This is a genomic window from Sphaerisporangium krabiense (assembly GCF_014200435.1).
In the GTDB taxonomy this organism is placed as follows: Bacteria; Actinomycetota; Actinomycetes; order Streptosporangiales; family Streptosporangiaceae; genus Sphaerisporangium; species Sphaerisporangium krabiense.
This window is the reverse complement of record NZ_JACHBR010000001.1, coordinates 6,310,202-6,333,084: the sequence shown is the minus strand read 5'-3', so window position 1 is coordinate 6,333,084 and position 22,883 is coordinate 6,310,202. Positions and strand designations below refer to the sequence as shown.

The following is a 22,883-nucleotide window of genomic DNA, read 5'->3' as shown; positions in this document are numbered from 1 at the left end:
GATGATGGAGTCGTGACAATCTTCGAAAGCCTTACTCCGGTGGAGAAGAGGCTCACGGGGGCCTTCACCCGGGGCGAATGGCTGGACCTGCGGCAGGCGAGGGACCGGGTGGTGCGGGCCGCGGTCGTCCGAGGGCTGCTGCTCGGCGCGGTTCCGGCCGGAGACGGGTACGCGCCGGCGATCCGGCTGCGCGGGGCGCGGGTCACCGGCCGCCTGGACCTGATGGGCGCGGTCACCGAGTACCCGCTCATCCTGGAGCACTGCCGCCTGGAGGAGGAGGTCCGCCTGGTCGAGGCGGCCACCCGGACGGTGCGGATCGTGCACAGCAGGCTGACCTCGCTGAACGGCGCCCGGCTGCGCCTGGAGGGCCTGCTCAACCTGTTCGGCAGCACGGTCGCGAAGGGCGTGCGGCTGGAGCGGGCGAAGGTGACCGGAGAGATCTACCTGCGCGACGCCGTCCTCGGCGCGGACGCCGGCGGGGTCGCCCTGGCGGCCGAAGGGCTGGCCGTGGACGGCCAGTTCACCGCCACCGGGCTGACCGCGCGGGGCACGCTCATGCTGCGCGGCCTGCGCGTCTCCGGATCGCTCGGCCTGGCGGACGCGCGGGTGACCGGGGCGGGGACGATGGCCGTCGACGCCGAGGCGAGCGTCGTCGACGGGCAGCTCCACGCCGAGCGGCTGCGCACCGAGGGCGAGCTGCGGCTCCGGCACGCCCGGATCGGGGCGAGCCTGCAACTCGTGGGCGCGCGGCTGATCAACCCCACCGGCTGCGCGCTGTCGGCGGGCGGCATGGCGGTGACGGGAGGCACGTGGTGCGTGGCGCCGTTCACGGCGTCCGGCGAGGTGCGCCTCATCGGCGCGCGCCTCGGCGCGAACCTCTCCTTCAAGGGGGCGACGCTCGGCAACGACAACGGCGCGGCGCTGACCCTGGACCACGCCGTCGTCGAGGGCGGCGTGATCGGCGACGACGCCACGCTGTCCGGCGGGCACCTCAGCATGCGGCACGCGGCGCTGAACGGCGGCCTCACCCTGCGCCGCGCCCGCCTTCCCGCGGCCAAGGACGGCGGACCGCTGCGCATGGAGGGCGCGGCGGTGGAAGGGCTGGCGGCCTTCGACGACGTCCACGCCGAAGGCGGCGTGTACATCCGCGACTGCCGCTTCGGCGGCCCGGTCATCTTCGCCGGCGCGCGGCTGGAGGCCCCGGACGGGGCGGCGCTGCGCTTCGTGCGCAACGAGGCCGCCGGGCGGGTGCTCTGCGAGCGGATGACCGCGCGGGGCGAGGTCCGGTTCGAGCACAGCCGCATCGGCCACGACCTCGACTTACGGGAGGCCGTGCTGTCCACGCCGGACGGGACCGCGCTGGACGCCACGGGGCTGCAGGCGGCCGAGCTGGCGCTGCTGTCCCGTGAGACGCACGGCCGGATCGTCCTGGACCACGCGCGGATCGGCCTGCTGCGCGACGACCCCGAGCGGTGGGCGCGGGCGCTGCACGTCAACGGCCTGACCTACGAGGCGCTGGAGCCCCGGCTTCCGGCCGAGAGCCGGCTCGGCTGGCTGCGGCGCGACGGCCGCGGGTACCAGCCGCAGCCCTACGAGCAGCTCGCCGCGCACTACACCGGAAACGGCCACCTGGCCGACGCGCGGGCGGTCATGTTCGCCAAGGAGCGGGCGCAGCGCGCCGGCAAGACCGTGCTCGGCCGGCTGTGGAGCGGGTTGCAGGAGGTCACGGTCGGCTTCGGGTACAAGCCGGGACGCGCCGCGCTGTGGCTGGCCGTGCTGGTGGCGGCGGGCGCCGTCGTGTACGGAGCCGCGCACCCCGCCCCGCTGAAGAAGGGCGAGGCCCCCGACTTCAACCCCGTCATGTACACCCTCGACCTGCTCCTGCCGTTCGTCGACCTCGGCCAGCAGAACGCCTACAACCCCACGGGCGGCGCCCAGTGGTTCTCCTACTGCCTCGTCGCGGCCGGCTGGATCCTCGCCACCACCATCGCCCGCGGCGTCGCCCGCGTCATCGGCCGCGGTTGACCTCCGGCCCCGTTCCCGGCACGGGGCCTCCCACGGGACGACCTCGCCGTGGCGATAGGCCCCGCTCCGGCTGACCGCCGTTTCAGGCCAGCTGCACGAGCGCCGATCCGGCGACGAGCAGGGCCAGGCCGGTGAGCCGGGCGGGCGTGAGGGGGCGCCGGGGCAGGCGGAACAGTCCGGCGCCGTCGATGAGGGCCGACGCCGCCTGCTGGCCGGTCACGGTCAGGGCCACGGTGGCGGCGGCGCCGATCTCGGGGATGAGCGTGAACGTCGCGGTCACGTACGCGGCGGCGCAGGCCCCGCCGAGCCAGCCCCACCACGGCATGCCGCCGAGCGGGCGCAGCCGGGGCCGGGGCGTGCGGCCGAGGGCGAGCAGGGTCAGCAGCACCACGACGATGGTCACGGCCGCGACGGCGAAGCTGATCACGGCGACGGCGAGCGGCGCGTGCAGGTCCGCGCGCAGCCGGGCGTTCACCGCGCCCTGCACGGGCAGCACACCCCCCGCGACCAGGCCGAGCAGGATCCACCCCACCCGTCCCGTCCTGCCTGACGGTCTGACGGCGGCGGGGGTGGCGCGCTGGCCGCGGATGACGACGACGATGCCGGCCAGGACGGCGAGCGCGCCGAGCGCGACGCCGACGCCCAGGGGTTTGCGCGGCAGGCCGAACAGGCCGAACAGGTCGAGCCCGAGCGAGGCGAACACCTGGCCGGTGACGAACAGTCCCACCGAGGCAAGGGCCCCGAGGCGGGGGAACAGCAGGATCCCGCTGGTGATGTAGAGCGGGCTGGCGAGCCCGCCGAGCAGGTGCCACAGCGGCACGTCCGGCACGAGGCGGACCGCGCCGATCGCGCCCGTGGTCACGGCCAGCACGGCGAGGAGCAGCGCGGCCACGCCCAGCTGGACAGACGAGGCGCCGTACGGCGTGCCGACGGCCTTGTTGAGCTGCAGGTTCACCGACGTCTGCACGGCCAGCAGGCAGCCGATCAGCAGCGCCGCCGCGAGAAGGAGGGCATGCATGAGGGGGTCCCAACGCCGAAGGGGGAATGTAAGTGGACATCGTGTCCGGTTGAACGATACGTCAGAACCGGACGAGTCGTCCACTTAGCGGGGCGGCCCCTACGATGGACCCATGACCGAGCGGCTCCCGGCGGGCGACACCAGCCCCCTCGACACCATCACCTCCACGCCCGAGGCCCCGCGGGAGCGGTCCGACGCGGCGCGCAACCGGGCGCGGGTGCTCGCCGCGGCGGAGCGGCTCTTCGCCACGACGGACGCCCGGCAGGTGACGATGGAGGACATCGCGCGCGCCGCCGGGGTCGGGCGGGCGACGCTGTACCGCCGTTACCCCGACCCGGCCTCGATCGCCGTCGCCCTGCTGGACGAGCACGAGCGCCGCCTGCAGGAGCACATCCTGCGCGGCGAGCCGCCCCTCGGCCCCGGCGCCTCCCCCGCCGACCGCCTCGCCGCCTTCTACGCCGCGTCGGCGGACCTGCTGGAGGACCACCTCCACCTGGCGCTCGGCGCCGAGGTGGGACAGGCGAGGTTCGCCGCGGGAGCGTACGGCTTCTGGCGGGCCCACGTGCGCGCGCTGCTGGCCGAGGCCGGCGTCCCCGATCCCGACGCGGCCGCCGACACCGCCCTGGCCCCCCTCGCCCCCGACCTGTACCGCTTCCAGCGCCACACCGCCGGCCTGACCAAGGAACGCCTCGTCACCTCGCTGGCGTGGCTGGCCCGCCGCCTGACGACCACCTGACCCGGCCTCGCGGCATGCCGGCGGCCGCGTACGGCGGGACGCCGGGGGTAGCGTCCGGGGCGTACGGGTGCGGGTTTCGAGGTGCGGGAGGCGACGTGGCGGAACAGCCGAGGCTCACGGTGTCAGGGACCAACATCGGCGCGCCGGACGCGCGTGAGCTGGCCGGCTTCTACCGACGGCTCCTCGGCTGGACGGTCACCGAGTCGGAGCCGGACTGGGTGCAGCTGAGACCGCCCGGCGGCGGGCCGAGCCTGTCGTTCCAGACCGAGGAGGGATATGTCAGGCCGGTCTGGCCCGCGGGTCCCGGCGACCAGCAGATGATGATGCACCTGGAGATCCAGGTGGACGACCTGGACGCCGCCACGGCCCACGCCCTGGCGGCCGGGGCGACGCTCGCCGGGCACCAGCCGCAGGACGACGTGCGCGTCTGCCTCGACCCGGCCGGCCACCCGTTCTGCCTGTGGGTCTGACCGGGACGTCGCCCGGAGACGCCCGAACGCGGGCCCGGAACATCCAGGCCCGCGTCCTTGTGGGTCACTCGCCGGGACGGCGGGGCGTCAGTCGTCCTCGTCGCCCCAGAACCAGTCGCCGTGGTGGCCGCCACGTTCGCGGTAGGAGCCCTGGTCCTGGACGTTCAGGCGGTCCACCCTCACCCGCTTGGCGGAGTCGGTGAGCCGGTCGTCGATCCTGAGGACGTCGAGGCCCTTGTTGAAGTCGCTCGCGTAGATGTGGCCGTTGTAGTAGTACGCCGACCAGAACCCGCCGAAGCCCTCGGACGCCGGGCCGCGCTCGAAGTACCCGATCTCCCTGGGGTGCGCGGAGTCGGTGAAGTCCCAGATCGAGGCGCCGCCCTGGTACCACGCCTGCACCATGATGTCGCGGCCCTTCACCGGGATGAGCGAGCCGTTGTGCGCGACGCAGTTCTCCGAGTCGGCCTGGTAGCGCGGGATCTTGAAGTAGCTCTTGAAGACGAGCCGGCCGCGCACGATGTCGAAGATGGCGTCGGCGCCGTGCGTGGGGCCGACGGCCTCGTTGCAGGTCGCCTGGCCGCCGCCGCCGAGCTCGTCGGTGAAGACGACCTTGGTGCCCTCGTTGTTGAACGTCGCCGAGTGCCAGAACGCGAAGTTCGGGTCGGTCACGCGGGCCGTGACCCTCGGGTTCTCGGGGTTCCTGATGTCGAACAGCACGCCGTCGCCCATGCAGGCCCCGGCCGCGATGCCCTTCTCGGGGTACACGGTGATGTCGTGGCAGCCGGTGGTCGGCAGCAGGAGGTTCGGCTGGGTCTCGTTGCCGCCGTCGGGGAACACCACCGGGGTGGCGACCACGGCCGCCGACGCGGGGTCGCGCAGCGGGATCTTGACAATGGAGATCTTGTCGTGCGGCGGGAGGCAGTCGGGGTAGGTCGCGTTCGGCAGGTAGGAGGAGACGTACAGGTAGACGTTCCCGCGTCGCCGGTCGGGGAGCAGCGTCTGCGTGTGGGAGCCGCAGTTGGTCTCGACCGACTTGATGTACTTGGGGTTCGCCTTGTCGCTCACGTCGAAGATGCGGATGCCCTCCCAGGACTCCTTGACCGTCGCCGGCTGGGGCGTGCTGGCGCAGGAGTCGTTGCTCCGCGACTGGTCCACGGAGGCGAACAGCAGGTCGCCGTACACCGACACGTCCATCTGCGACCCGGGACAGACGACCGAACTCACCACGGCCGGCTTCTTGGGATTCCGAATGTCGTAGATGGAGAAACCACCGTAGTTACCTACATAGGCGTAACCGTCCTGGAAGGCGATGTCGGTGTTGATGGTGGTGGCGATGTTCGCCGGCTTGGGGATGTTCGCCACGTGCTTGACGTTCGCGCTCATCACGATCTGATCGGTGCCCGGGATGTCCGACGCCTGCGCGGGCAAGGCCGACAGCACCAGGGCCGCGGCGCCGCCCACCAGGGCGAGGATCCGGCCTAAGCGGCCGGCTCTGGGGGGATTCGACAACACGCAGGGACCCTCCTTGGTAATTAATGCCGCAGGAGATCGCAGATGGGCGAATTTTCTCCCAAACAGGACGGGTAAGCCATAGGTCACCTTGTCAGAAAGAGCTTCCGACCTGACGACTTACCCGCGTGCCGGGGGCGAGTTAAGGTGCACGCGCACAACGAAAGAGATCTTCTAGGAGGCCGGGTGCGCGCCGTGTCCCTCATCGCCGTCACGGCCGTCGCCCTCGCCGTGGCGGGCTGCAGCGGCGGCCCGGCCCCCGTCCCCACCTCCACCGCCCCCGTCATCGCCCCGGGCAGGCCGGGGGAGGCCGCGCGGACGCTCGGCCCGTCCGAGGCGCTGACCGCCGTCCCCTCCCCCACCGCGGGCGCCGCGGACGTGCTGTTCATGCAGAACATGATCATCCACCACCGGCAGGCCCTGGACATGAGCACGGGCGCCGCCGCACGCGCAGGGTCCGACCAGGTCAAACGCCTGGCCGCCCGGATCACCGCCACCCAGGGGCCGGAGATCAGGGCCATGACGCGCTGGCTGCTCGATCAGGGCCAGAGCGTCCCCGACGCCCGGACCGCGCACCCGGGCATGCCGGGCATGGCCACCCCCGAGCAGCTCGCCGAGCTGCGGGCCGCGAGCGGCGCGGACTTCGACCGCCTCTACCTGCGGCTGATGATCGCCCACCACATGGGCGCGCTCACGATGGTCTCGGACGTGCTGGCGAAGGGCTCGCATGTCCAGGTCCAGGAGATGGCCGAGGACATCTCGGTGTCGCAGACGGCCGAGGTGAACCGCATGCGCCGCCTCCAGGCCGCCGAGGGCGGCTGATCCACGCCAGGCCCGCGACGCGGCGCGGGCGCGCTAAGGACATGGCGGCCTCGACCTCCGAACCACGCCGAAGCGCAAATCTGGGCCGGTCACAGCCTTCTCTGTTAAGAAACTTTCCTTTACATTGAGCTTAACCCCTCAGCAAAGGAAGCAGAAGATGCGAAGAGCCATCACGTACCTCATGGCGATGGTGATCGCCGCCTCGACGGTCGTGTTCGTCGCCACTCCGGCCGAGGCGCACGGCTACATCATCTCGCCGCCGAGCCGGCAGGCCAACTGCGCCCAGCGCAAGGTCTCCAACTGCGGCGACATCATCTACGAACCGCAGAGCGTGGAAGGACCCAAGGGGCAGCGCAACTGCAGCGCCGGTGACTCCCGGTGGTCGCCGCTGGACGACGACAGCAAGGCGTGGCCCGTGGCGAGCGTCAGCGACACCGTCAGCTTCCGCTGGACCCTCCCCGTCGCGCACGCCACCAGGGACTGGGAGTACTACGTCGGCAACACGCGGCTCGCCGTGTTCAGCGGCGGCGGCAGGGAGCCCGCGTCCAGCGTGACGCACTCGGTGAGCCTCGGAGGCAGGACCGGCCGGATCAAGCTGCTGGCCATCTGGAACATCGCCGACACCGAGATGGCGTTCTACAGCTGCGTCGACCTGCAGGTGGGCCCTGGCGGCCCCGACCCGACCCCCACGCCCACTCCCACCGTGACGCCCACGCGGACTCCCACCCCCACGCCCACGCCCACCGTGACGCCGAACCCGGGCGGCGCCTGGACCGCGGGCACCGCTTACACGACCGGCACGGTCGTCACCTACAACGGCGCCAGCTACCGGTGCCTCCAGCCGCACACCGCCCTGCCGGGCTGGGAGCCGCCGAACGTGCCCGCCCTGTGGGCCCGCGTCTGAGGCCGCGCTCCCCAGCGGTCGCCCTCTGACCGCATCCGATCCACACCGCCGCCCGTGCGCGTCCGGCGCCCTCTCCGCCCAAGGCACCGGACGCGCCCCGGGCGGCGGTGTCATGCCGAGACGCTGTTCACACCGGGACGCCGGCCGACCGGCGTCTCAGGGGCCGAACCAGTGCGCCAACGCGGCCCGCAGTCCCGACCGCGCGGCCTCGTCCACCGGGCCGGAGTGCGCGAAGGCCACGTGGCCGTCGGGACGGACCAGCAGCGCCCGCGCGGGCGGCTCCGGCGCGCGTGCGGCGACGACGGTTACGCGGTCCTCCCAGGGGCCGGCGGCCTCACGCAGCCCCGCCTCTCCGGTCAGGTCCACCAGAACGGCCCGGGCCGGGCGCATGAGCGCGGCGACGCCGGCCGGGCCCTCCCCCGGCGTGGTCAGCGCGAAGTCCGGGACGAACCGGCCGAGCAGCGGGTGGTCCGGCACGGAGCCCGGCATGTCGTAGCGGACGTCCGAGCCCTCCAGCACGCCCGCGAGATGGCGCAGCGGCGCCTCGTAGGCGAACAGCTCGGCGAGCAGCTCGCGCAGCGCGGCGCCGTTCTCGCCCTCGGCGTGCTCCAGGGCCGCCTGCGCGCGGGTCTGCAGAAGGGTGCGTTCTCCGACGGGGTGGCGCTCGGAGTGGTAGCTGTCCAGCAGGCTTTCCGGCGCGCCGCGCAGGACGGCCGCCAGCTTCCAGCCGAGGTTCACGGCGTCGGTCATGCCGACGTTGAGCGCCGCCCCGCCCGCGGGGAACAGGTGCGCCGCGTCACCGGCCAGGAACACGCGCCCCGCCCGGTACCGCTCGGCCAGCCGCGCCTGGCTCACCGTCTCCGACAGCCAGATCGGCTCGCCGAGCGGCGGGGACTCGCCGCCGAGCACCCTGCGGACGCTCGCCCGGAACTCCTCCAGGGTCAGCGCGCCGCGCGCCCGGGGCGGCCCGGCGGCCTCGCGGACGCCGACGATGTCGACGCCCGGCTGGAGCGAGGTGACGAGCACCCTGCCGCGCGGCGTGCGGTTCCAGCCCGGCCGCAGCGGGCCGGCGCCGGGAGTGTCGAAGAAGCCGGTGGTGACGTTCCCTGTGAAGTGCCCGATCCGCAGCACCTCGGTGTCGGTCGTGCCCGGGAAGGCGACCCCGGCCAGCTCGCGGACGGTGCTGTGCCCGCCGTCGCAGCCGACGGCGTACCGGGCGGGCACGGTGTGGCGGGTACCGTCCGGCGCGAGCACCTCCAGCGTGACGCCGGTGGCGTCCTGGCGCAGCGCGACGACCTCGTGGCCGCGCCGGATCTCGGCGCCCAGCTCGCGCGCCCGCGCGTCGAGCAGGCGCTCCAGGCGGGGCTGCGGGAGCAGCAGGACGTGCAGCGCCGTGTCGGTGAGCGTGGCGAGCCGCAGCGGAACCGAGCCGAACGGGAAGCCGGGCACCGGCCCGGCGTAGCCGCTCTCGGCGGCGAACCGCTCCAGCAGGCCGCGGTGGTCGAGCACGCGGACGATCTGACCGCCGAGCCCGTTGGCCTTCGGCGCGTCGCCGATCTCGGCGCGGCGCTCCAGCACGAGCGCGCGCACGCCCGCCAAGCGCAGCTCGCAGGCGAGCATGAGCCCGACGGGACCAGCGCCCACGATGACGACTTCTGCCATGGATTGGCCTCCTCACGCAGGTGAACGTGCATGCAGGTGTCGGCCGACGGCTGTCAATCTAGATTGACACACGGCGACTGTCAACCTAGATTGACAACACGGAGACCGAGGAGCCCCTGCGACCCGTCGGATCCACGAGGTCCCGACGCCAAGGGCGGCAGACGAGGTCGGCGCGACGAGGTCCCGGCGCCAAGGGCGGCGCTAGTGTGGCCGGGTGGAGTTGAGCGCGTTGCGGCATCCCATCGTTCAGGCCCCGCTGGCCGGGGGGCCGTCCACGCCCGAACTGGCGGTCGCGGTGTCCGGCGCGGGCGGGCTCGGCTTTCTCGCCGCCGGGTACCGGGCGCCCGGCGACCTCGACGCCGAGATCGCCTTCGTTCGTGAGCGCACCGACGCGCCGTTCGGCGTCAACCTCTTCGTGCCCTCCACGGGCGAGCCGGACCGTGCCGCGGTCGAGGCGTACGCGGCCCGGTTGCGCCCCGAGGCGGACAGGTCGGGCGTCGCGCTCGGCGCGCCCGCCTACGACGACGACGGGTGGGAGGACAAGCTCGGGATCGTCGTCGCGCGGCGCGTGCCCGTGGTGTCGTTCACCTTCGGACTGCCCTCGCGGGAGGTCATCGCGCGGGTCCGCGCCGCCGGTACGTGCGTGCTGGTCACGGTGACCACGCCCGAGGAGGCCGTCGCCGCGGCCGACGCCGGGGCGGACGGACTGGTGGCGCAGGGCATCGAGGCGGGCGGTCACCGCGGCGGTTTCCGCGACGACGCCGGCGACCTCGGCCTGCTGGCGCTGCTCCGGCTGGTCCTGCGCGCCACGCCTCTCCCCGTGGTCGCCTCGGGCGGCATCGCGGACGGCGAAGGGGTCGCGGCGGCGCTGGCGGCGGGCGCGGTGGCCGCCCAGCTCGGCACCGCGTTCCTGCGCACCCCGGAGGCCGGGACGAACCCCGCCCACCGCGCGGCGCTCGACGCCTACGACCGGACGGAGATCACCCGCGCGTTCACCGGAAGGCGGGCCCGCGGCCTGGCCAACCGCTTCCTGCGCGACCACTCCGCCGCCGCCCCGGCCGCCTACCCGCAGATCCACCACCTGACCGCTCCGCTGCGCGCGGCGGCCAGAAGGTCCGGCGACCCGGACCTCCTCAACCTCTGGGCCGGCCAGGCGTACTCCCTCACCGAAGAGCTCCCCGCCGCCGACCTCGTCCACCGCCTCTCCACCGACGCCCGAGCGGCCCTCGCCCGCGCCGCCGGCCGCCACCCGACCGGAAATCCCTAGCGATCCACCCAAAAACGATCATGGTTGGCTGTGCGCATGCTCGACAAGGTCGTCCACGGCGCCCCAGAGCGCACTGGTCACTCCAGGTGAGCCGGCTGCCGGGCGTGCTGGGTGTGCAGGAGCCGGTCGACGTGGGACTTCCCCCACGGCGCCCGCCCCATGGGCGTCGGCACACCCTCGCTGTTCAGCACCTCACTGATCACCTTGAGGCTGAGCCCCTGATCGCGCAGCTCACGAACTCGAACCACGACTTCAGGCGGGCAGACGGGCGGCCGGCCGGCCTCCTTGCGGGGCGGCCGGGTAGCGGACGTCACCGCCCCTGCCTGCGGAACAACCACAGCAGGTCTCGGAAGATCCGGTACCGAACCTTCGCCTGCCGCTCATCCGTGGCGCGCAAGGCCGCCACCATGGCGATCCCTACGTACAGCGTGAACACGGCGACGATCGCCGCACCGAACACGGTGGCCCATGCGGCCGCCGGTCCCACCTCCGCCAGTATTCGGCGAAGCAAACCCACCATTCAGGTCTCCCCGGTCGAGGCGGGGAGCGTTCTCCTAGCCAGGTGCCAGGGCGCTCCTCCACCATTGCCGGAGACGGAGTTCGAACAGCGACACCGGAACGACACCGCTGCTCTCGAACCCGTCCGGGAGCCGAGACCAGGACCAGAGGCTCGCCATCGCACGAACAGCTGCTCCTGCGAATGTGACCAGACAGAACGACAGCAGCGTCAGCAGGCTCACGGCAACGAAAGCCAAGACCTCGACCCACACCATTTCGCGCACTTCGCCCTCCTGGTCCCCCGAGCCAAGTCGGGGCGGTCGCCCCTGACTCTCCGACGGTAACGCGTCAGGACAGCCGTACCGGTAATTCACCGACCGGATACACATGCCATCCCATTACCAGCAGGTTCAAGCCTGCCCGAGAACCTCATCGCCGCGATGGTACGCATCTCGCGCCGGCACCTCCAACATGTGGCCTACGGCGACGAGCCGATACGAAGAGTCGTACGAACCTCGGGCACACTCGCCTAGAAACACGGGCGGGACGGTGGTGTGGTTCGAACTCGGCGAGCCGGCGGGTTGGTCACCCGCCGAACCGAACTGACGTCGAAGTCGCGAAGGAGCAAGGCGAGGGGTGGCGGGACGCCGGGCATGGCCGAGGATGTGACGGCTCATCTCCGGAGCAGAGCACGACGCAACGGACCCATGCGGCAATTGAGCAGGCGTGTCGTTGTGCCATGCTTTCTCGACGCAGGCGGCCGGAGGCACCGCATCCCGAGACCGTCAATGTCATGCGTGTCACTGTCCGGGTGCTTCGGGTCGGGTATGCGCGATCATGACCGGATGGACGCTCATTTTCTTGCCATCGCTGAGCTCGTGGAAACCCCATCCGCGGCGGTCGTGGTCGACGTCATGCGTGCCTTCACAGTGGCCGCCTGGGCCTTCGCCCAGGGAGCGGAAAAGATCGTTCTCGCTGAGTCGCTGGACGAAGCCCGGGCGCTCAAGGCTCGCCACCCGGAGTGGGTGGCGCTCAAGGACGGTCCGCCGGCGACCGGGTTCGACGCCGTCAACTCGCCCGGCCTGCTGCGGTCTGTTGACCTCGGCGGACGGACCGTTGTGCAGAAGACCACGGCAGGGACGGTCGGCGCCCTTGCCGTCAAGGAGGCGTCACTTGTGCTGTGCGCCAGTTTCGTGGTGGCGGAGGCAACGGCTCGGCTCTTGCGGACACGCGAGTGCGGCAGCGTCACGTTCGTGGTCACCGGCGACGACGGGCGCGCCGATGAAGATCTGGCGTGCGCTCAATACATCGCCCAGAGGGCCACCGGGGCCGGGGCGGATGCATCCGAGTTCCTTCGCCGCGCCGGCGAGTCACGCGCCGCCGCCGAGTTGGCGGAGGGTGTGCGCCAAGGAGCCCATCCTGATGACGTCGCACTCTGTCTTGAACTCGACCGGTTCCCCTTTGCCATGGTGGCGGCCTTGGAGGAGTCGCTCATGGTCCTCCGCCCCTGCGCCGCCCCCTCGCCGACCGACGAGGCTCCGATCTGATCGCTGGTGAGGTCCGACCCGCGCCATGCGAGAGTCGTGGTCCGGAGCACCACACAGCGCTACATGTCCGTTCGCCGTAGCTATACGAGAACAGGGACTACTGGGGGCGTCGCTGGCGGTGCCAGCGGGCGGCGAGTTCGGTGCGGGTGGCGGAGCCGGTTTCGGCGAGGACGCGGGTGAGGTGCTTCTTGACGGTGTCGACGCCGACGAACAGGCGGGCGGCTATCTGCTGGTTGGTCAGGCCCTGGGCGGCGAGCGCGGCGACGTCCCACTCGCGGGGTGTCAGCCGCCAGTCGGCGCGGGCGGCGAGTCTCTCACGGTGCCGGGTGAGCCGGTCGATCGCCAGGGGGGCGAGGTGGCGCCGCAGCACGCGCAGCACCGCCAGGTCGCGCGCCGGGACGCGCGCGGTGTCGCGGATCGCGATGCCCACGTAGATCACGCCCGCGGGCCCGCCGTCCACGACCATGCCCGCCTTGTCGGTGATGCCGTGCGGCCTCAGGAACCGTTCGGCGTAGTCCCCCGACGGGTCCAGCTCCTCCAGGGTGACCACGCCCTCGGCGAGAAGCCTCTGATAGGCCCGTTCGGTACGGAACGGGTCCAGGTCGCGCCAGCGGGCGGCGTACTCGGCGAGGAACGCGGGAGCGTAGCCGCCCAGGATGCCGCAGCCCTCCTCGATCGCCGCCGCCAAGGTGTCCCCGTGCAGGACGGCGACCCCCGCGTACCCGAACCAGCTCTGCAACGCCAGCAGCAGCCGCTCGCGGAATTCCGGCAGGTCGGCCGCGGTGTCCACGGACTCAAGGACGCCGACCAGGCGACGGTAGTCCGCGGCCGACATCGGCTCGCCGTCGGGCAGCGGACGGGGCCCCCGAGGGGACCGGATGATCGCGTCGGGCATGCCTCCCATCTTCCACCTTCGGGCCATACCGGCGCCGAAGATCACCGGGCATCGTGGGGGCGGCCTCTGGGCATCCGCGCCCGGGGGCGCACATCGTCGAAGGGATTCTCCTGGTGAGCAACGATCCGGCGCCGCGCCGCTGGCTGATCACGGGCGCGAACAGCGGGTTCGGGGACTCGTTCGCCCGCGCCGCGCTCGCGGCGGGGGACGTGGTCGTCGCGGCGGTACGCCGCCCTGACACCGTGGCCGCGCTGGCGGCCGCGCATCCGGGCCGGGTGAGCGTCGTCGAGCTGGACGTCCGCGACGCCGCCGCCTGCGCGCGTGCGGTCGAGGCCGCGGGACGGGTGGACGTGCTGGTCAACAACGCCGGGTACGGCATCGTCGGCGCGGTCGAGGAGACGAGCGAGGAGGAGTTCCGCGACGCGCTGGAAGTGATGTTCCACGGGCCGCTGCGGCTGACCCGACTGGTCCTGCCACAGATGCGCGCGCGGCGGGGCGGCACGATCGTCCAGGTCACGAGCATGGGCGGACTGCTGGCTTTCGCGGGCACCGGCGCGTACTGCGCGGCCAAGGGCGCGCTCGAACAGGCCAGCGAGGCACTGGCCGAGGAGGTCCGCCCGCTCGGGATCGACGTCCTCATCGTCGAACCCGGAGCGTTCCGGACGAGCTTCGCCGGGCCGGCCCTGCGGCGCAGCGCCCCGCTCGACGACTACGCCGCCACCGCGGGGGCGACCGCCGCCACGCTGTCCGCCTCGGACGGCACGCAGCCCGGCGACCCGGACAAGGCCGCCGCCGCCGTGCTCGCCGCGATCGACCTGCCGGAGCCGCCCCTGCGGCTGGCACTCGGCGAGGACGCCATCGCCGCGATCAGGGCCAAGCTGGCCACCGTGGCCAAGGACCTGGACACGACCGCCCACCTCGGCCAGTCCACGTCCGTCTGACAGACCAGTCCGCATGACAGGCCGGTGGGGCCCCGGCCTCGTGCCGGACCCCACCGGAAGCATGCGCTGCCGGAGACATGTCCCACCGCACCGCGCTCAGGGCCGTGCGCTGTGGTGTGGTTGGAGGGCGGGTGGTCAGAGGCGGATCAGGCTGCCGTGGTGGTCGATGCGGTCGGCGTTGTCGTCGTCGAACCAGAGGCCGCCGGTGGCGAGGTAGCGGAATCGGTGGACGCCCTCGGGGAGGATCACGGAGACCGTGCGGGTGCCGTTGGAGCGGCGGCGCAGTTCGTGACGGCCTGGTATCCAGTCGTTGAAGTCGCCCACGACGCTGACCACGCCGTTCGGCTGGTCCATGGGCAACAGGAAGGTGACGCGGGTCTTACGGCCGAACAGCCGGTTGCGCTTGAGCATGAGGAGCCTCCGGGGATCGTGGCAGCCATAGCCTGGCGCGCGCCCGCTTTGCCGTGTATGCGGACACGCCATCCGTTACACGGAGTTCACCATCATTTCTGGGCCGCCCCATGGTGGAACCCCGGACACCGCACGACCAGGCTTTCGCCGGAACCTGCCCTCGGGCAGGGGGGAATCAGCGGACAATGACAGGAACCGGTCACCGGCCGGTGACTTTCTGCCGCCATCCTCCCTGGCGGCCGGAACCGCGCCCGCGCACAGTGGAAGGTGCGGGGACCGTCCGGGGACCGAGCAGAGGATCCAGCCATGTTGGTCGTCTTGACCATGCGGCGCGCCAGGCCGTCGTGCTCCTCGACCGTCGAGGGCATCCGGATCCTGGCGCTGCTGCCCCGGCAGTGGCGCAAAGACCTGACGCAGGCCGTCGGGTACATCGCCATCCGCATCCAGACCGACGAGGAGGTCACCGCGGCGCAGATCCGCGCCCAGGTGGCCGCGATCCTCGCCAACCCCGAGATCGGGCACTGGGAACTGCTCACCTGCGAGACCCTCGCCCACCACGACGGCGAGTCCCGACCGGCCGCCGCGGCCCGGCGCGCCCACCAACACGCCGCCTGGAACTGAAACCGCTCCCCCGCGTACGGCAACACCCGCCCCAGACCGGCACCGGAACCCGCGCCCCGAGCCCTCCTGGAAAGCCGTCGCCCGGGAAGCCCTCGGCATAGGCGCACGCCGGCGCTCTGGCGGAACTTTTTCTCGCTCCTCGTCCTGCGATGGGAGAAAGCCCAGGTGGGCTAGGGTGCGGCCGGCGGAAAACGGCTCCGGTCCGTTCGCCGGGCTCGCGGAGGTTTGCGCTGGTCAGCGCCGTATGTGAACGCGACGTTCGCGTTTGCCAGATCGCCAGGGCCTGGCACAGGATGAGCCGATCCCGCCGAGCCCCCGAAGGGGTTTTCTTCGGCGTGCCCGTACACCGTCCGCCCGTACTCCCCAGGAGGCGACGATGATCCATGCCCGAGCGCTGACCCGGCGGTTCAAGGTCAAGGGAGGTGGCGAGGTCGAGGCCGTGCGCGGGCTCGACCTCGACGTCGAGCCCGGCACGCTGGTGGCCTTCCTCGGCCCCAACGGCGCCGGGAAGTCCACCAGCCTGCGCATGCTGACCTCGCTGCTGCGGCCCACGTCGGGGACGGCCGTCGTGGCCGGTCACGACGTCGTGTCCGACCCGGCGGGGGTGCGCAGGCGCATCGGATACGTCGGGCAGAAGAGCGGCGCCGGCGACAACTTCCGGGTGCGCGACGAGCTGGTCACCCAGGGGCGCTGCTACGGCCTGACATGGGCGGAGGCGCGGCGCAGGGCCGGCGAGACCATGGACGCGCTGGAGCTCACGCCGCTGGCCGAGCGCGGGCCCGGGACGCTGTCTGGCGGCCAGCGACGGCGCCTCGACATCGCCCTCGGCCTGGTCCACCGGCCCGACCTGCTGTTCCTGGACGAGCCGACGACCGGACTCGACCCGCAGAGCCGCGCCGACGTCTGGCGGCACATCCTGCGGCTGCGCGAGCGGCACGGCACGACCCTCTTCCTGACCACCCACTACCTGGAGGAGGCGGACACGATGGCCGAGCGGGTGATCATCGTCGACCACGGGCGGATCATCGCCGACGGCACCGCCGCCGAACTCAAGACCGCCCTCGCCGGCGACCACGTCACCGTGACCCTCCAGACCCATGAATCCCACGCCGGCGCGGAGCACCGCGGGAAGGCCACTCCCGCGAACCACGGCGACGACACCCGAAGCCGTCGCGGGGAGCACCCGGAGAAGGCGCAGGTCCAGCAGGTGGGAAAGGCCGGGAGGTCCGGATACGCGGCGGACGTCGCCAAGGCGGCCGAGATCGCCGCGCGCCTGGCCGCGCCGGAGGACGTGACCGCCGAGGGAGCGACCGTCCGGGTACGGGTCTCCCGGGCGGACATCGCCCTGCCGCGGCTGCTGCGCGCGCTGGAGGCCGCGGGCCTGGAGGTCGCCACCGCCGAGACCGCCCGCCCGACCTTGGACGACGTGTTCCTCGCCCTCACCGGCCGCAGCCTGCGCGAGTCCCACCAGGACGACGCCTGACCCTTCACGAGCCCTCTGCCCGGCCGCCCGCGTGCCGGCGTGCTCCGCGCTCCCCTGTCCCTGACGGAAAGGACCCCGATGACCAGGCAGTTCGTTCGTGATGTCGCCACCGTGTTCGTGCGGGAGGTGGCGCCGGTATTGCGTGCGCCGGTGCTGTTGTTCCTCTCGATGGTGCAGCCGCTGCTGCTGTTGTTCCTCTTCGGCCCGATGCTGGCGGGCACCGGGGGCTTCGGCGGCGGGGCGCCGTGGCAGTGGTTCGTGCCCGGCATCCTGATCATGATGTGCCTGACCGGGCCGATGATGGCGGGCTGCTCGATGCTGATCGATCTGATGGGCGGGTCGATGGAGCGCATGCTGGTCACGCCGCTCAACCGCACCGCGATGCTGGTCGGGCGGGTCCTCAAGGAGTTCGTGATCCTGCTGGTGCAGGCCGTGCTGATCATCGGTCTGGCGCTGCCGCTGGGGTTCCGGCCCTCGCCGGCCGGGGTGCTCGCCGGGCTGGCCCTGCTGATCGTGTTCGGCACCGGGCTGGGCGCGCTGTCGTTCGTGCTCGCGATCGCCTCGCGTCCGGACGGCAACCTCTTCTGGGGCGTGACGCAGATGCTGCTGTTCCCGCTGATGCTGCTGTCGGGGGTGCTGCTGCCGACCGATTACGGCCCCGGCTGGCTCCGGACCGCCGCCGCCTTCAATCCCGTCTCCTACATCGTCGAGGCCGAGCGCGCGCTGTTCGCCGGGCGGCCCGCGGACCTCGCCGTGCTGTACGGGGTGATCTCGGCGTGCGCGGTGGGCGCGGCGGGTCTGGCCTTCGGCACGCGGGCGGTCCGGCGGGGGATCTGACCGCGGTGCTATCGTGGTGAACGTACGTTCATGAACGAACGTTCACCACGAGCGGAAGGGGATGGACGCGTGAGCATCGTCAACGTCGAGCAGGCCGACGCGTGGAACGGCTACGAGGGCGGCCACTGGGCCGACAACCACGCCCGCTACGACGCCGTGAACAGCGGCTTCAACGCCCCGCTGCTGGAGGCTGCCGCGATCGGCCCCGGCGACCGGGTGCTGGACGTCGGCTGCGGCACCGGCCAGGTCACCCGCCTGGCCGCGCGCACGGCCCGGCACGGGGGCGCCACGGGCGTCGACCTCTCCGGGCCGATGCTGCGGCGGGCCCGCGCCCTCGCCGCCGAGGAGGGCGTGGCGAACGCGACCTTCGAGCAGGGCGACGCGCAGATCCACCCCTTCCCCGAGGGCGGCTACGACGTCGCGGTCAGCAGGTTCGCGATCATGTTCTTCTCCGACCCGGTCGCGGCGTTCGCCAACATCGGCCGCGCCCTGCGGCCCGGCGGGCGGGTGGCGTTCCTCAGCATGCGCGGCGTCGCCGAGGGCGACCTCGGCCGGGTGTTCGCCGCGATCGCGCCGCACGTGCCCGCCCTCACCGCTCCCCGGGAGGCCGGCGCCGCGGGCCCGGAGTCGCTGGCCGACCCCGGCCGCGTCCTGCAGGTCCTGACCGCCGCGGGCTTCACGCGGGTCGCCACGACCCCGGTGGACGCGCCGCAGGTGTGGGGAGCGGACGCCGAGGACGCCGCCGCCTTCCTCGGCGCGTGGGGCCCGATCCGCCACCTGCTCTCCCGCACGCCCCCGGGTACGGACGCCCTGGTCCACGAGGCCCTGGTGGAGGCGATGCGCCCGTTCGCGGAGGAGGGGGCGGTGCGGCTGCGTGGCGCCGCCTGGCTGATCACCGCCGTCCGTCCCGGCGGCCCGGAACGCGGGTGACGCGCCCTGGAGCCGCGTACGCATGAACCGGGGCGCGCACGGGGGCCGCGCCGTCCCCCGGGGCCGGGGCCCGTTCAAGGTCAATACGATGGGTCGTGATGTCTCCGAGGAAAGCGGCCGCGCTCAGGGAGGGCGGTGGCGAGGTGAGTCTGCGCGACCACCTGATCGCCACCGCCGTACGGCTCATCGCCACGCGCGGCACGGCCGGGCTGACCGTGCGGGCCATCGCGCGGGAGGCGCGGGTGGCCGACGGCGTGCTCTACAACCACTTCGCCGACAAGGAGGAGCTGCTGGCCCTCGCCCTGCACGCGCACGTGCGCGCCGCGGAGGCCGAGCTCGGCGAGCCGGCCTGGCGCGCGGGCGAGGGCACGGTGGAGGGCAACCTGCGGGCCTATATCCGCTACGGCCTGGCCCTGCACATCGCGATCCTGCCCGCCTTCGCGGGCCTGGGGAACCAGCCCAAGGTGCTCGCGCGGTTCCAAAAGCTGCCGAACCCGGTGGCGGGCGGGCTGGGGCTGCGCGCGGGCCTGGCGGCCTACCTGGGCGAGGAGCAACGGCTCGGCAGGGTCGCCTCCGGGGCGAGCCCCGACGCCGCCGCCACCATGATCGTCGGCGCCTGCCACGAACTGATCCTGCCGCGCCTGCTGTTCGGCGGCACCGCGCTCACCGCGGACCAGGTGCCCGCGGGCTTCACCGACGACCTCGTCACGGTCGCGCTCACCGGCATCGGACCGCGCACGACCGGCGGCGCCTGAGCACCCGGACCGCGCCCGCCCGCGCTCACCGGCGCTCGAAGTCCCTTACGGCCTCAGAGGGTCGGCTGGGTCTCGGGGTTCGGGGTGGGCCGGTGGTGGCCGGGGTAGTCGGGGACGTCGCGCATGGGGGGGCGCTCGCCTATCGAGATGTCCCTGGCCACCGGGAGGTGGCCCGCCTCGCCGCGGGCGAACTGCGTCAGCTCGGCGGCGGGGGCGTGCAGGGGGACCATCTTGCACTGGCGGTCCAGCCGGGCCCAGGCGGTGTGCATGATCTGCCCCGCCATCACGCCGAGGTCCTCGGTGGACTGGTGGGAGTGGACGCGCCGGCCGAGGTCCACCTGCGCGAGCGCGCCGAGTCCTTCGGCTTCCAGCAGGTCGATCAGCAGGCCGAGCTCGACGCCGTACCCGGTGGCGAAGGGCAGGCGTTCGAGCACCGGACGGCGCCCGGCGTACTCGCCGGCCAGCGGCTGGACGAAGCCCGCCAGCAGCGGCCAGTGCATGTTCAGCAGCGGCCGGGCCACCAGCTCGGTGACGCGGCCGCCCGCCTCCTGGGCGTCGCGCAGGGGACGGTCGTAGGAGCCCTTGACGAAGACCACCGAGGGGTCGGCGAGCAGCGGCCCGAGGAGCCCGGTGACGTAGGAGGTGCGGAACTCGCGCAGGTCGGCGTCGACGAAGACCAGCAGGTCGCCCGAGGTGACGGCGAGGGACTTCCACAGCACGTCCCCCTTGCCGTCCAGGCGGCCGAGGGCGGGCAGGATCTCGTCCTGGGCGAAGACCTTGGCGCCCGCGCGCAGGGCGACCTCGGCGGTGCCGTCGGTGGAACGGGAGTCGACGACGACGAGCTCGTCGACGAGGGGAACCTCCTCGCGCAGGTCGCGGCGGATGGCCGCGACGATGTCGCCGACCGTCTCGGCCTCGTTCCTCGCCGGGAGCACGACGCTGATCGTCGCCGCGTGGGCCCGTTTGGCGGCGAGCAGCGCGCCCACCGGCCAGTCCGCCGAGGCGGTCGTACGTTCGCGCAGCCACACCTCGACCTCAGGCAGCACGATCCCTCCGTCGCCTCGTCCACCGCTCGACACTCTATGCGCCGCCGGAAGCGTACGACGCCCGGCGGGTGGCTTTCGCACCGACACCGCGTTAACCGATATTTCGCGATATATCCGTCCGCGCCCCCGGGGCCGCCGGCGTCACGGCCCGCCGGTGACGGGGATGCGGGCGGACAGCGTCGTCCCGGCCCCGTCCGGGCTGTGGAGGTCCAGCGTGCCGCCGAGCGCCTCGACGCGGTCCTTCAGCCCGAGCAGCCCCGACCCGTCGCCCGGGTCGCTCCCCCCGATCCCGTCGTCGCGGATCGACAGCTCCGCCGCGCCGTCCGCCACCCGCAGCCGGACCTCGGCGACCGAGGCGCGCGCGTGCTTGGCCACGTTGGTCAGCGCCTCGGACACGACGTAGTAGAGCGCGACCTCGACCTGCTCCGGCAGCGGCGGCAGGCCGCCGACGTCCAGCTCGACGGGGACGGCAGAGCGGCGCGCGAGCGTCCTCAGCGCGGGCGCGACGCCGCCCATGGACAGGATCGCCGGGTGCAGGCCCCGGGAGATCTCCCGCAGGTTGTCCACGATGTCGTTGACGCGCACGACGGCGTGGTCCAGCCGCCGCCGCAGGTCGCCGCAACCGGGCGGGACGGCCAGCGCCGTGGTGCGCAGTTCCAGGGCGAGCGAGACCAGGTGCTGCTGGGTGCCGTCGTGCAGGTCCCGTTCGATGCGGCTACGGGTCGCGTCGGTGGCGGCCACCACGCGGGCGCGCGAGGCGGCCAGCTCGGCGAGGCTCTCGGCGTTGGCGACGGCGGTGGCCACCAGCTCGGTGAACTCCAGCATGTGCTCCTCGGCGTCGCCGGGATAGGGGTGGTCGGCGCAGGACCAGGCGATCACCGTGCCCCACAGGGCGCCGCGGACCACGACCGGGCATCCGATCGCGCCGGCGGCCCCGCGGGCCCGCGCCCAGTCGACGAGCCCGCCCCGCAGGTCGCCGATCACGGCACGCGCGGGCCGTCCGGTGCGCCGCACGAGGTCGGCCGCGCCGTTCCCGACGATCTCCCAGCGCGATCCGACGCGCAGCGCCGCGGCCTCGCCGTCCCGGCTCCACGAGCCGACGACGCTCACCCGGGCGCCCGGCTCGTACCGGGTGATGGCGATGTGGTCGGCGTGGACCACGCGCCCGATCTCGCAGGCGACCGCCTGGAAGATCTCCCGGGCGGAGATGCCCCGCGCGACCAGCGTCGCGACCCGGCGCAGCGCGCTCTGCTCCTCGGCGATGCGGCGGGCGCGCCGGGCGGCCACGTCGGCCTCGGCCTGGCGGGCGCGCGCCTCGGCGGCCGAGGCGCGGGCCAGGCCGGTGATCGAGCTGGCCAGGATCCCGACGATGAGGAACATCGGCAGTTCGAGCAGGTCGGTCGGGTCGCCCGACCGGGACAGGTAGAGGAACTGGAAGGCCGCGGCGCTGAGCAGCGCGGTGACCAGCGCGAGGGCCAGGCCCCACACGGTGGCGACCAGCAGCACGCCGAGCAGGTACACCATGCCGAGCGCGGTCACGGGGACGAAGCCCTTGATCAAATGGACCAGGCCCGACTCGACCGCCACGCAGACCGCGCTGACTCCCAGGCCGAGGATGAACGAGGGGCGCGGTGCGCGCAACAGGGACGCGAGAACGCCCTCGGGCACGCCGCAAGTCTACGTGAGGCCGTCCGGAACGCCGCCGCCCGCCCTTTCCCATGCCCCTTGGTAGCCGATTCTTGCCCATGACCAGGGGTTCACCGGCTTTCCCGCCGTCATACGCTTGGCGGAGGCACGCATTCCAACCCCGTCGACCGGGTCACTCTACGGCGTGAGCACATGGGCGGACAGGTGAAGCGGATAGCGCTCGCGGAGGACGACGTCCTGCTCCGCGAGGGCATGGCGTCCCTGCTGGAGGGCGCGGGATACGACGTCGTCTGCCGTGCGGGCGACGCGGCCGAACTGCTGGACTTCCTGCGCGACGCCGAGCCCGAGATGATCGTCGTGGACATCCGCATGCCGCCCACCTGCACCACCGAGGGCCTGGACGCCGCCCGCGCGATCCGCAGGGACCATCCGCGGGCCGGCATCCTCGTGCTGTCGGCGCACGTCGAGGTGGACCAGGCCATGGAGCTGCTGGCCACGGGCCGGCGGATCGGCTACCTGCTCAAGCAGCGGGTCGCGAGCGTGGACGGGTTCATCGAGGCCATCGAGCGCGTCCGCGGCGGCGACTCGGTGGTGGACCCGGTCCTGGTGGGCGAGCTGTTCGCGTCCCGGCGCCGCGAGGATCCCCTGGAGCGGCTCAGCCCGCGCGAGCGCGAGGTGCTCGCCCTGATGGCCGAGGGCCGCTCGAACGCCGGGATCGCCCACCGGCTGTGGATCAGCGAAGGGACCGTCGAGAAGCACGTCCGCAGCATCATGGCCCGGCTGCGGCTGCCGGACACCGGGGACGACCACCGGCGCGTGCTGGCCGTGATCGCCTTCCTGGAGACGCGCTGAGCGCCTG

The 22,883-nt window shown here is 72.9% G+C and carries 23 protein-coding genes; 14 read left to right on the top strand and 9 right to left on the bottom strand.

The genetic code is table 11. The annotated features are described in order from the left end of the window. Positions 1 to 12: 12 nt before the first annotated feature. Positions 13 to 2,025 (top strand): translocation/assembly module TamB domain-containing protein, encoded by a 2,013-nt coding sequence (locus tag BJ981_RS27745; RefSeq protein ID WP_184615255.1) that lies wholly within the window; start codon positions 13 to 15, stop codon positions 2,023 to 2,025. An 82-nt stretch (positions 2,026 to 2,107) separates the two neighbouring features. Here the strand turns inward: BJ981_RS27745 and BJ981_RS27740 are convergent, their stop codons facing one another. Then, positions 2,108 to 3,043: a DMT family transporter gene (locus tag BJ981_RS27740; protein WP_184615253.1), complete on the bottom strand. Its 936-nt coding sequence runs from the start codon at positions 3,041 to 3,043 to the stop codon at positions 2,108 to 2,110. 112 nt (positions 3,044 to 3,155) lie between these two features. On the opposite strand from BJ981_RS27740, the gene BJ981_RS27735 reads away from it, so the two are divergent. Next, the gene (locus BJ981_RS27735) at positions 3,156 to 3,779 is read left to right on the top strand and encodes a TetR/AcrR family transcriptional regulator (protein WP_184615251.1); all 624 of its coding nucleotides are present in this window, start codon (positions 3,156 to 3,158) and stop codon (positions 3,777 to 3,779) included. Positions 3,780 to 3,874: 95 nt separating this feature from the next. Next, positions 3,875 to 4,249 (top strand): VOC family protein, encoded by a 375-nt coding sequence (locus BJ981_RS27730; protein ID WP_239139419.1) that lies wholly within the window; start codon positions 3,875 to 3,877, stop codon positions 4,247 to 4,249. An 87-nt stretch (positions 4,250 to 4,336) separates the two neighbouring features. Here BJ981_RS27730 and BJ981_RS27725 read toward each other — a convergent pair whose 3' ends face one another. Further along, positions 4,337 to 5,758, bottom strand: a complete 1,422-nt coding sequence (locus tag BJ981_RS27725) for an LVIVD repeat-containing protein (protein ID WP_260325326.1) — start codon at positions 5,756 to 5,758, stop codon at positions 4,337 to 4,339. 186 nt (positions 5,759 to 5,944) lie between these two features. Here BJ981_RS27725 and BJ981_RS27720 point away from each other — a divergent pair, with 186 nt between their 5' ends. Both BJ981_RS27720 and BJ981_RS27715 read left to right on the top strand, forming a co-directional pair. Then, the gene (locus tag BJ981_RS27720) at positions 5,945 to 6,580 is read left to right on the top strand and encodes a DUF305 domain-containing protein (protein WP_184615247.1); all 636 of its coding nucleotides are present in this window, start codon (positions 5,945 to 5,947) and stop codon (positions 6,578 to 6,580) included. A gap of 157 nt (positions 6,581 to 6,737) precedes the next feature. Next, entirely contained in the window at positions 6,738 to 7,484 is a 747-nt protein-coding gene (locus BJ981_RS27715; protein ID WP_184615245.1) for a lytic polysaccharide monooxygenase, read from the top strand. 156 nt (positions 7,485 to 7,640) lie between these two features. Here the strand turns inward: BJ981_RS27715 and BJ981_RS27710 are convergent, their stop codons facing one another. After that, the gene (locus BJ981_RS27710; RefSeq protein WP_184615242.1) at positions 7,641 to 9,146 is read right to left on the bottom strand and encodes an FAD-dependent monooxygenase; all 1,506 of its coding nucleotides are present in this window, start codon (positions 9,144 to 9,146) and stop codon (positions 7,641 to 7,643) included. Positions 9,147 to 9,360: 214 nt separating this feature from the next. On the opposite strand from BJ981_RS27710, the gene BJ981_RS27705 reads away from it, so the two are divergent. Then, positions 9,361 to 10,413, top strand: a complete 1,053-nt coding sequence (locus BJ981_RS27705) for a nitronate monooxygenase (RefSeq protein ID WP_184615240.1) — start codon at positions 9,361 to 9,363, stop codon at positions 10,411 to 10,413. A gap of 77 nt (positions 10,414 to 10,490) precedes the next feature. Here the strand turns inward: BJ981_RS27705 and BJ981_RS27700 are convergent, their stop codons facing one another. Continuing rightward, positions 10,491 to 10,661 carry a recombinase family protein gene (locus tag BJ981_RS27700; RefSeq protein ID WP_184615231.1) on the bottom strand — a complete coding sequence of 57 codons (171 nt, stop codon included), beginning with the start codon at positions 10,659 to 10,661 and terminating at the stop codon, positions 10,491 to 10,493. A gap of 62 nt (positions 10,662 to 10,723) precedes the next feature. Beyond that, a complete protein-coding gene (locus BJ981_RS27695) occupies positions 10,724 to 10,900 on the bottom strand; it encodes a hypothetical protein (protein ID WP_184615229.1) in 177 nt (58 codons plus the stop codon). A gap of 856 nt (positions 10,901 to 11,756) precedes the next feature. On the opposite strand from BJ981_RS27695, the gene BJ981_RS27690 reads away from it, so the two are divergent. Beyond that, on the top strand, positions 11,757 to 12,458 hold the full coding sequence (locus BJ981_RS27690) for a 2-phosphosulfolactate phosphatase (protein WP_184615227.1): 702 nt from the start codon (positions 11,757 to 11,759) through the stop codon (positions 12,456 to 12,458). 97 nt (positions 12,459 to 12,555) lie between these two features. Here the strand turns inward: BJ981_RS27690 and BJ981_RS27685 are convergent, their stop codons facing one another. Continuing rightward, on the bottom strand, positions 12,556 to 13,353 hold the full coding sequence (locus tag BJ981_RS27685) for a helix-turn-helix transcriptional regulator (protein ID WP_184615225.1): 798 nt from the start codon (positions 13,351 to 13,353) through the stop codon (positions 12,556 to 12,558). 113 nt (positions 13,354 to 13,466) lie between these two features. Here BJ981_RS27685 and BJ981_RS27680 point away from each other — a divergent pair, with 113 nt between their 5' ends. Then, a complete protein-coding gene (locus BJ981_RS27680; protein WP_239139417.1) occupies positions 13,467 to 14,294 on the top strand; it encodes an SDR family NAD(P)-dependent oxidoreductase in 828 nt (275 codons plus the stop codon). A gap of 135 nt (positions 14,295 to 14,429) precedes the next feature. Here BJ981_RS27680 and BJ981_RS27675 read toward each other — a convergent pair whose 3' ends face one another. Beyond that, positions 14,430 to 14,705: an isoamylase early set domain-containing protein gene (locus BJ981_RS27675; protein WP_184615224.1), complete on the bottom strand. Its 276-nt coding sequence runs from the start codon at positions 14,703 to 14,705 to the stop codon at positions 14,430 to 14,432. A 306-nt stretch (positions 14,706 to 15,011) separates the two neighbouring features. Here BJ981_RS27675 and BJ981_RS27670 point away from each other — a divergent pair, with 306 nt between their 5' ends. The 5 genes from BJ981_RS27670 to BJ981_RS27650 all read left to right on the top strand — a co-directional run bounded on the left by BJ981_RS27670 (position 15,012) and on the right by BJ981_RS27650 (position 19,331). After that, on the top strand, positions 15,012 to 15,326 hold the full coding sequence (locus tag BJ981_RS27670) for a hypothetical protein (RefSeq protein ID WP_184615222.1): 315 nt from the start codon (positions 15,012 to 15,014) through the stop codon (positions 15,324 to 15,326). Between the two features lie 376 nt (positions 15,327 to 15,702). Then, positions 15,703 to 16,809, top strand: coding sequence for an ATP-binding cassette domain-containing protein (locus BJ981_RS27665; RefSeq protein ID WP_184615220.1), 1,107 nt, complete (start codon positions 15,703 to 15,705; stop codon positions 16,807 to 16,809). 78 nt (positions 16,810 to 16,887) lie between these two features. After that, positions 16,888 to 17,646, top strand: a complete 759-nt coding sequence (locus tag BJ981_RS27660; protein ID WP_184615218.1) for an ABC transporter permease — start codon at positions 16,888 to 16,890, stop codon at positions 17,644 to 17,646. A gap of 69 nt (positions 17,647 to 17,715) precedes the next feature. After that, positions 17,716 to 18,576: a class I SAM-dependent methyltransferase gene (locus BJ981_RS27655; protein ID WP_239139416.1), complete on the top strand. Its 861-nt coding sequence runs from the start codon at positions 17,716 to 17,718 to the stop codon at positions 18,574 to 18,576. 98 nt (positions 18,577 to 18,674) lie between these two features. Continuing rightward, the gene (locus tag BJ981_RS27650; protein ID WP_184615214.1) at positions 18,675 to 19,331 is read left to right on the top strand and encodes a TetR/AcrR family transcriptional regulator; all 657 of its coding nucleotides are present in this window, start codon (positions 18,675 to 18,677) and stop codon (positions 19,329 to 19,331) included. 53 nt (positions 19,332 to 19,384) lie between these two features. Here BJ981_RS27650 and BJ981_RS27645 read toward each other — a convergent pair whose 3' ends face one another. Both BJ981_RS27645 and BJ981_RS27640 read right to left on the bottom strand, forming a co-directional pair. Beyond that, positions 19,385 to 20,377: a glucosyl-3-phosphoglycerate synthase gene (locus BJ981_RS27645; protein ID WP_184615212.1), complete on the bottom strand. Its 993-nt coding sequence runs from the start codon at positions 20,375 to 20,377 to the stop codon at positions 19,385 to 19,387. Positions 20,378 to 20,518: 141 nt separating this feature from the next. Beyond that, positions 20,519 to 22,045 (bottom strand): sensor histidine kinase, encoded by a 1,527-nt coding sequence (locus tag BJ981_RS27640; RefSeq protein ID WP_184615210.1) that lies wholly within the window; start codon positions 22,043 to 22,045, stop codon positions 20,519 to 20,521. A 171-nt stretch (positions 22,046 to 22,216) separates the two neighbouring features. On the opposite strand from BJ981_RS27640, the gene BJ981_RS27635 reads away from it, so the two are divergent. After that, positions 22,217 to 22,876 carry a response regulator gene (locus BJ981_RS27635; RefSeq protein ID WP_184615207.1) on the top strand — a complete coding sequence of 220 codons (660 nt, stop codon included), beginning with the start codon at positions 22,217 to 22,219 and terminating at the stop codon, positions 22,874 to 22,876. Positions 22,877 to 22,883 lie beyond the last annotated feature (7 nt).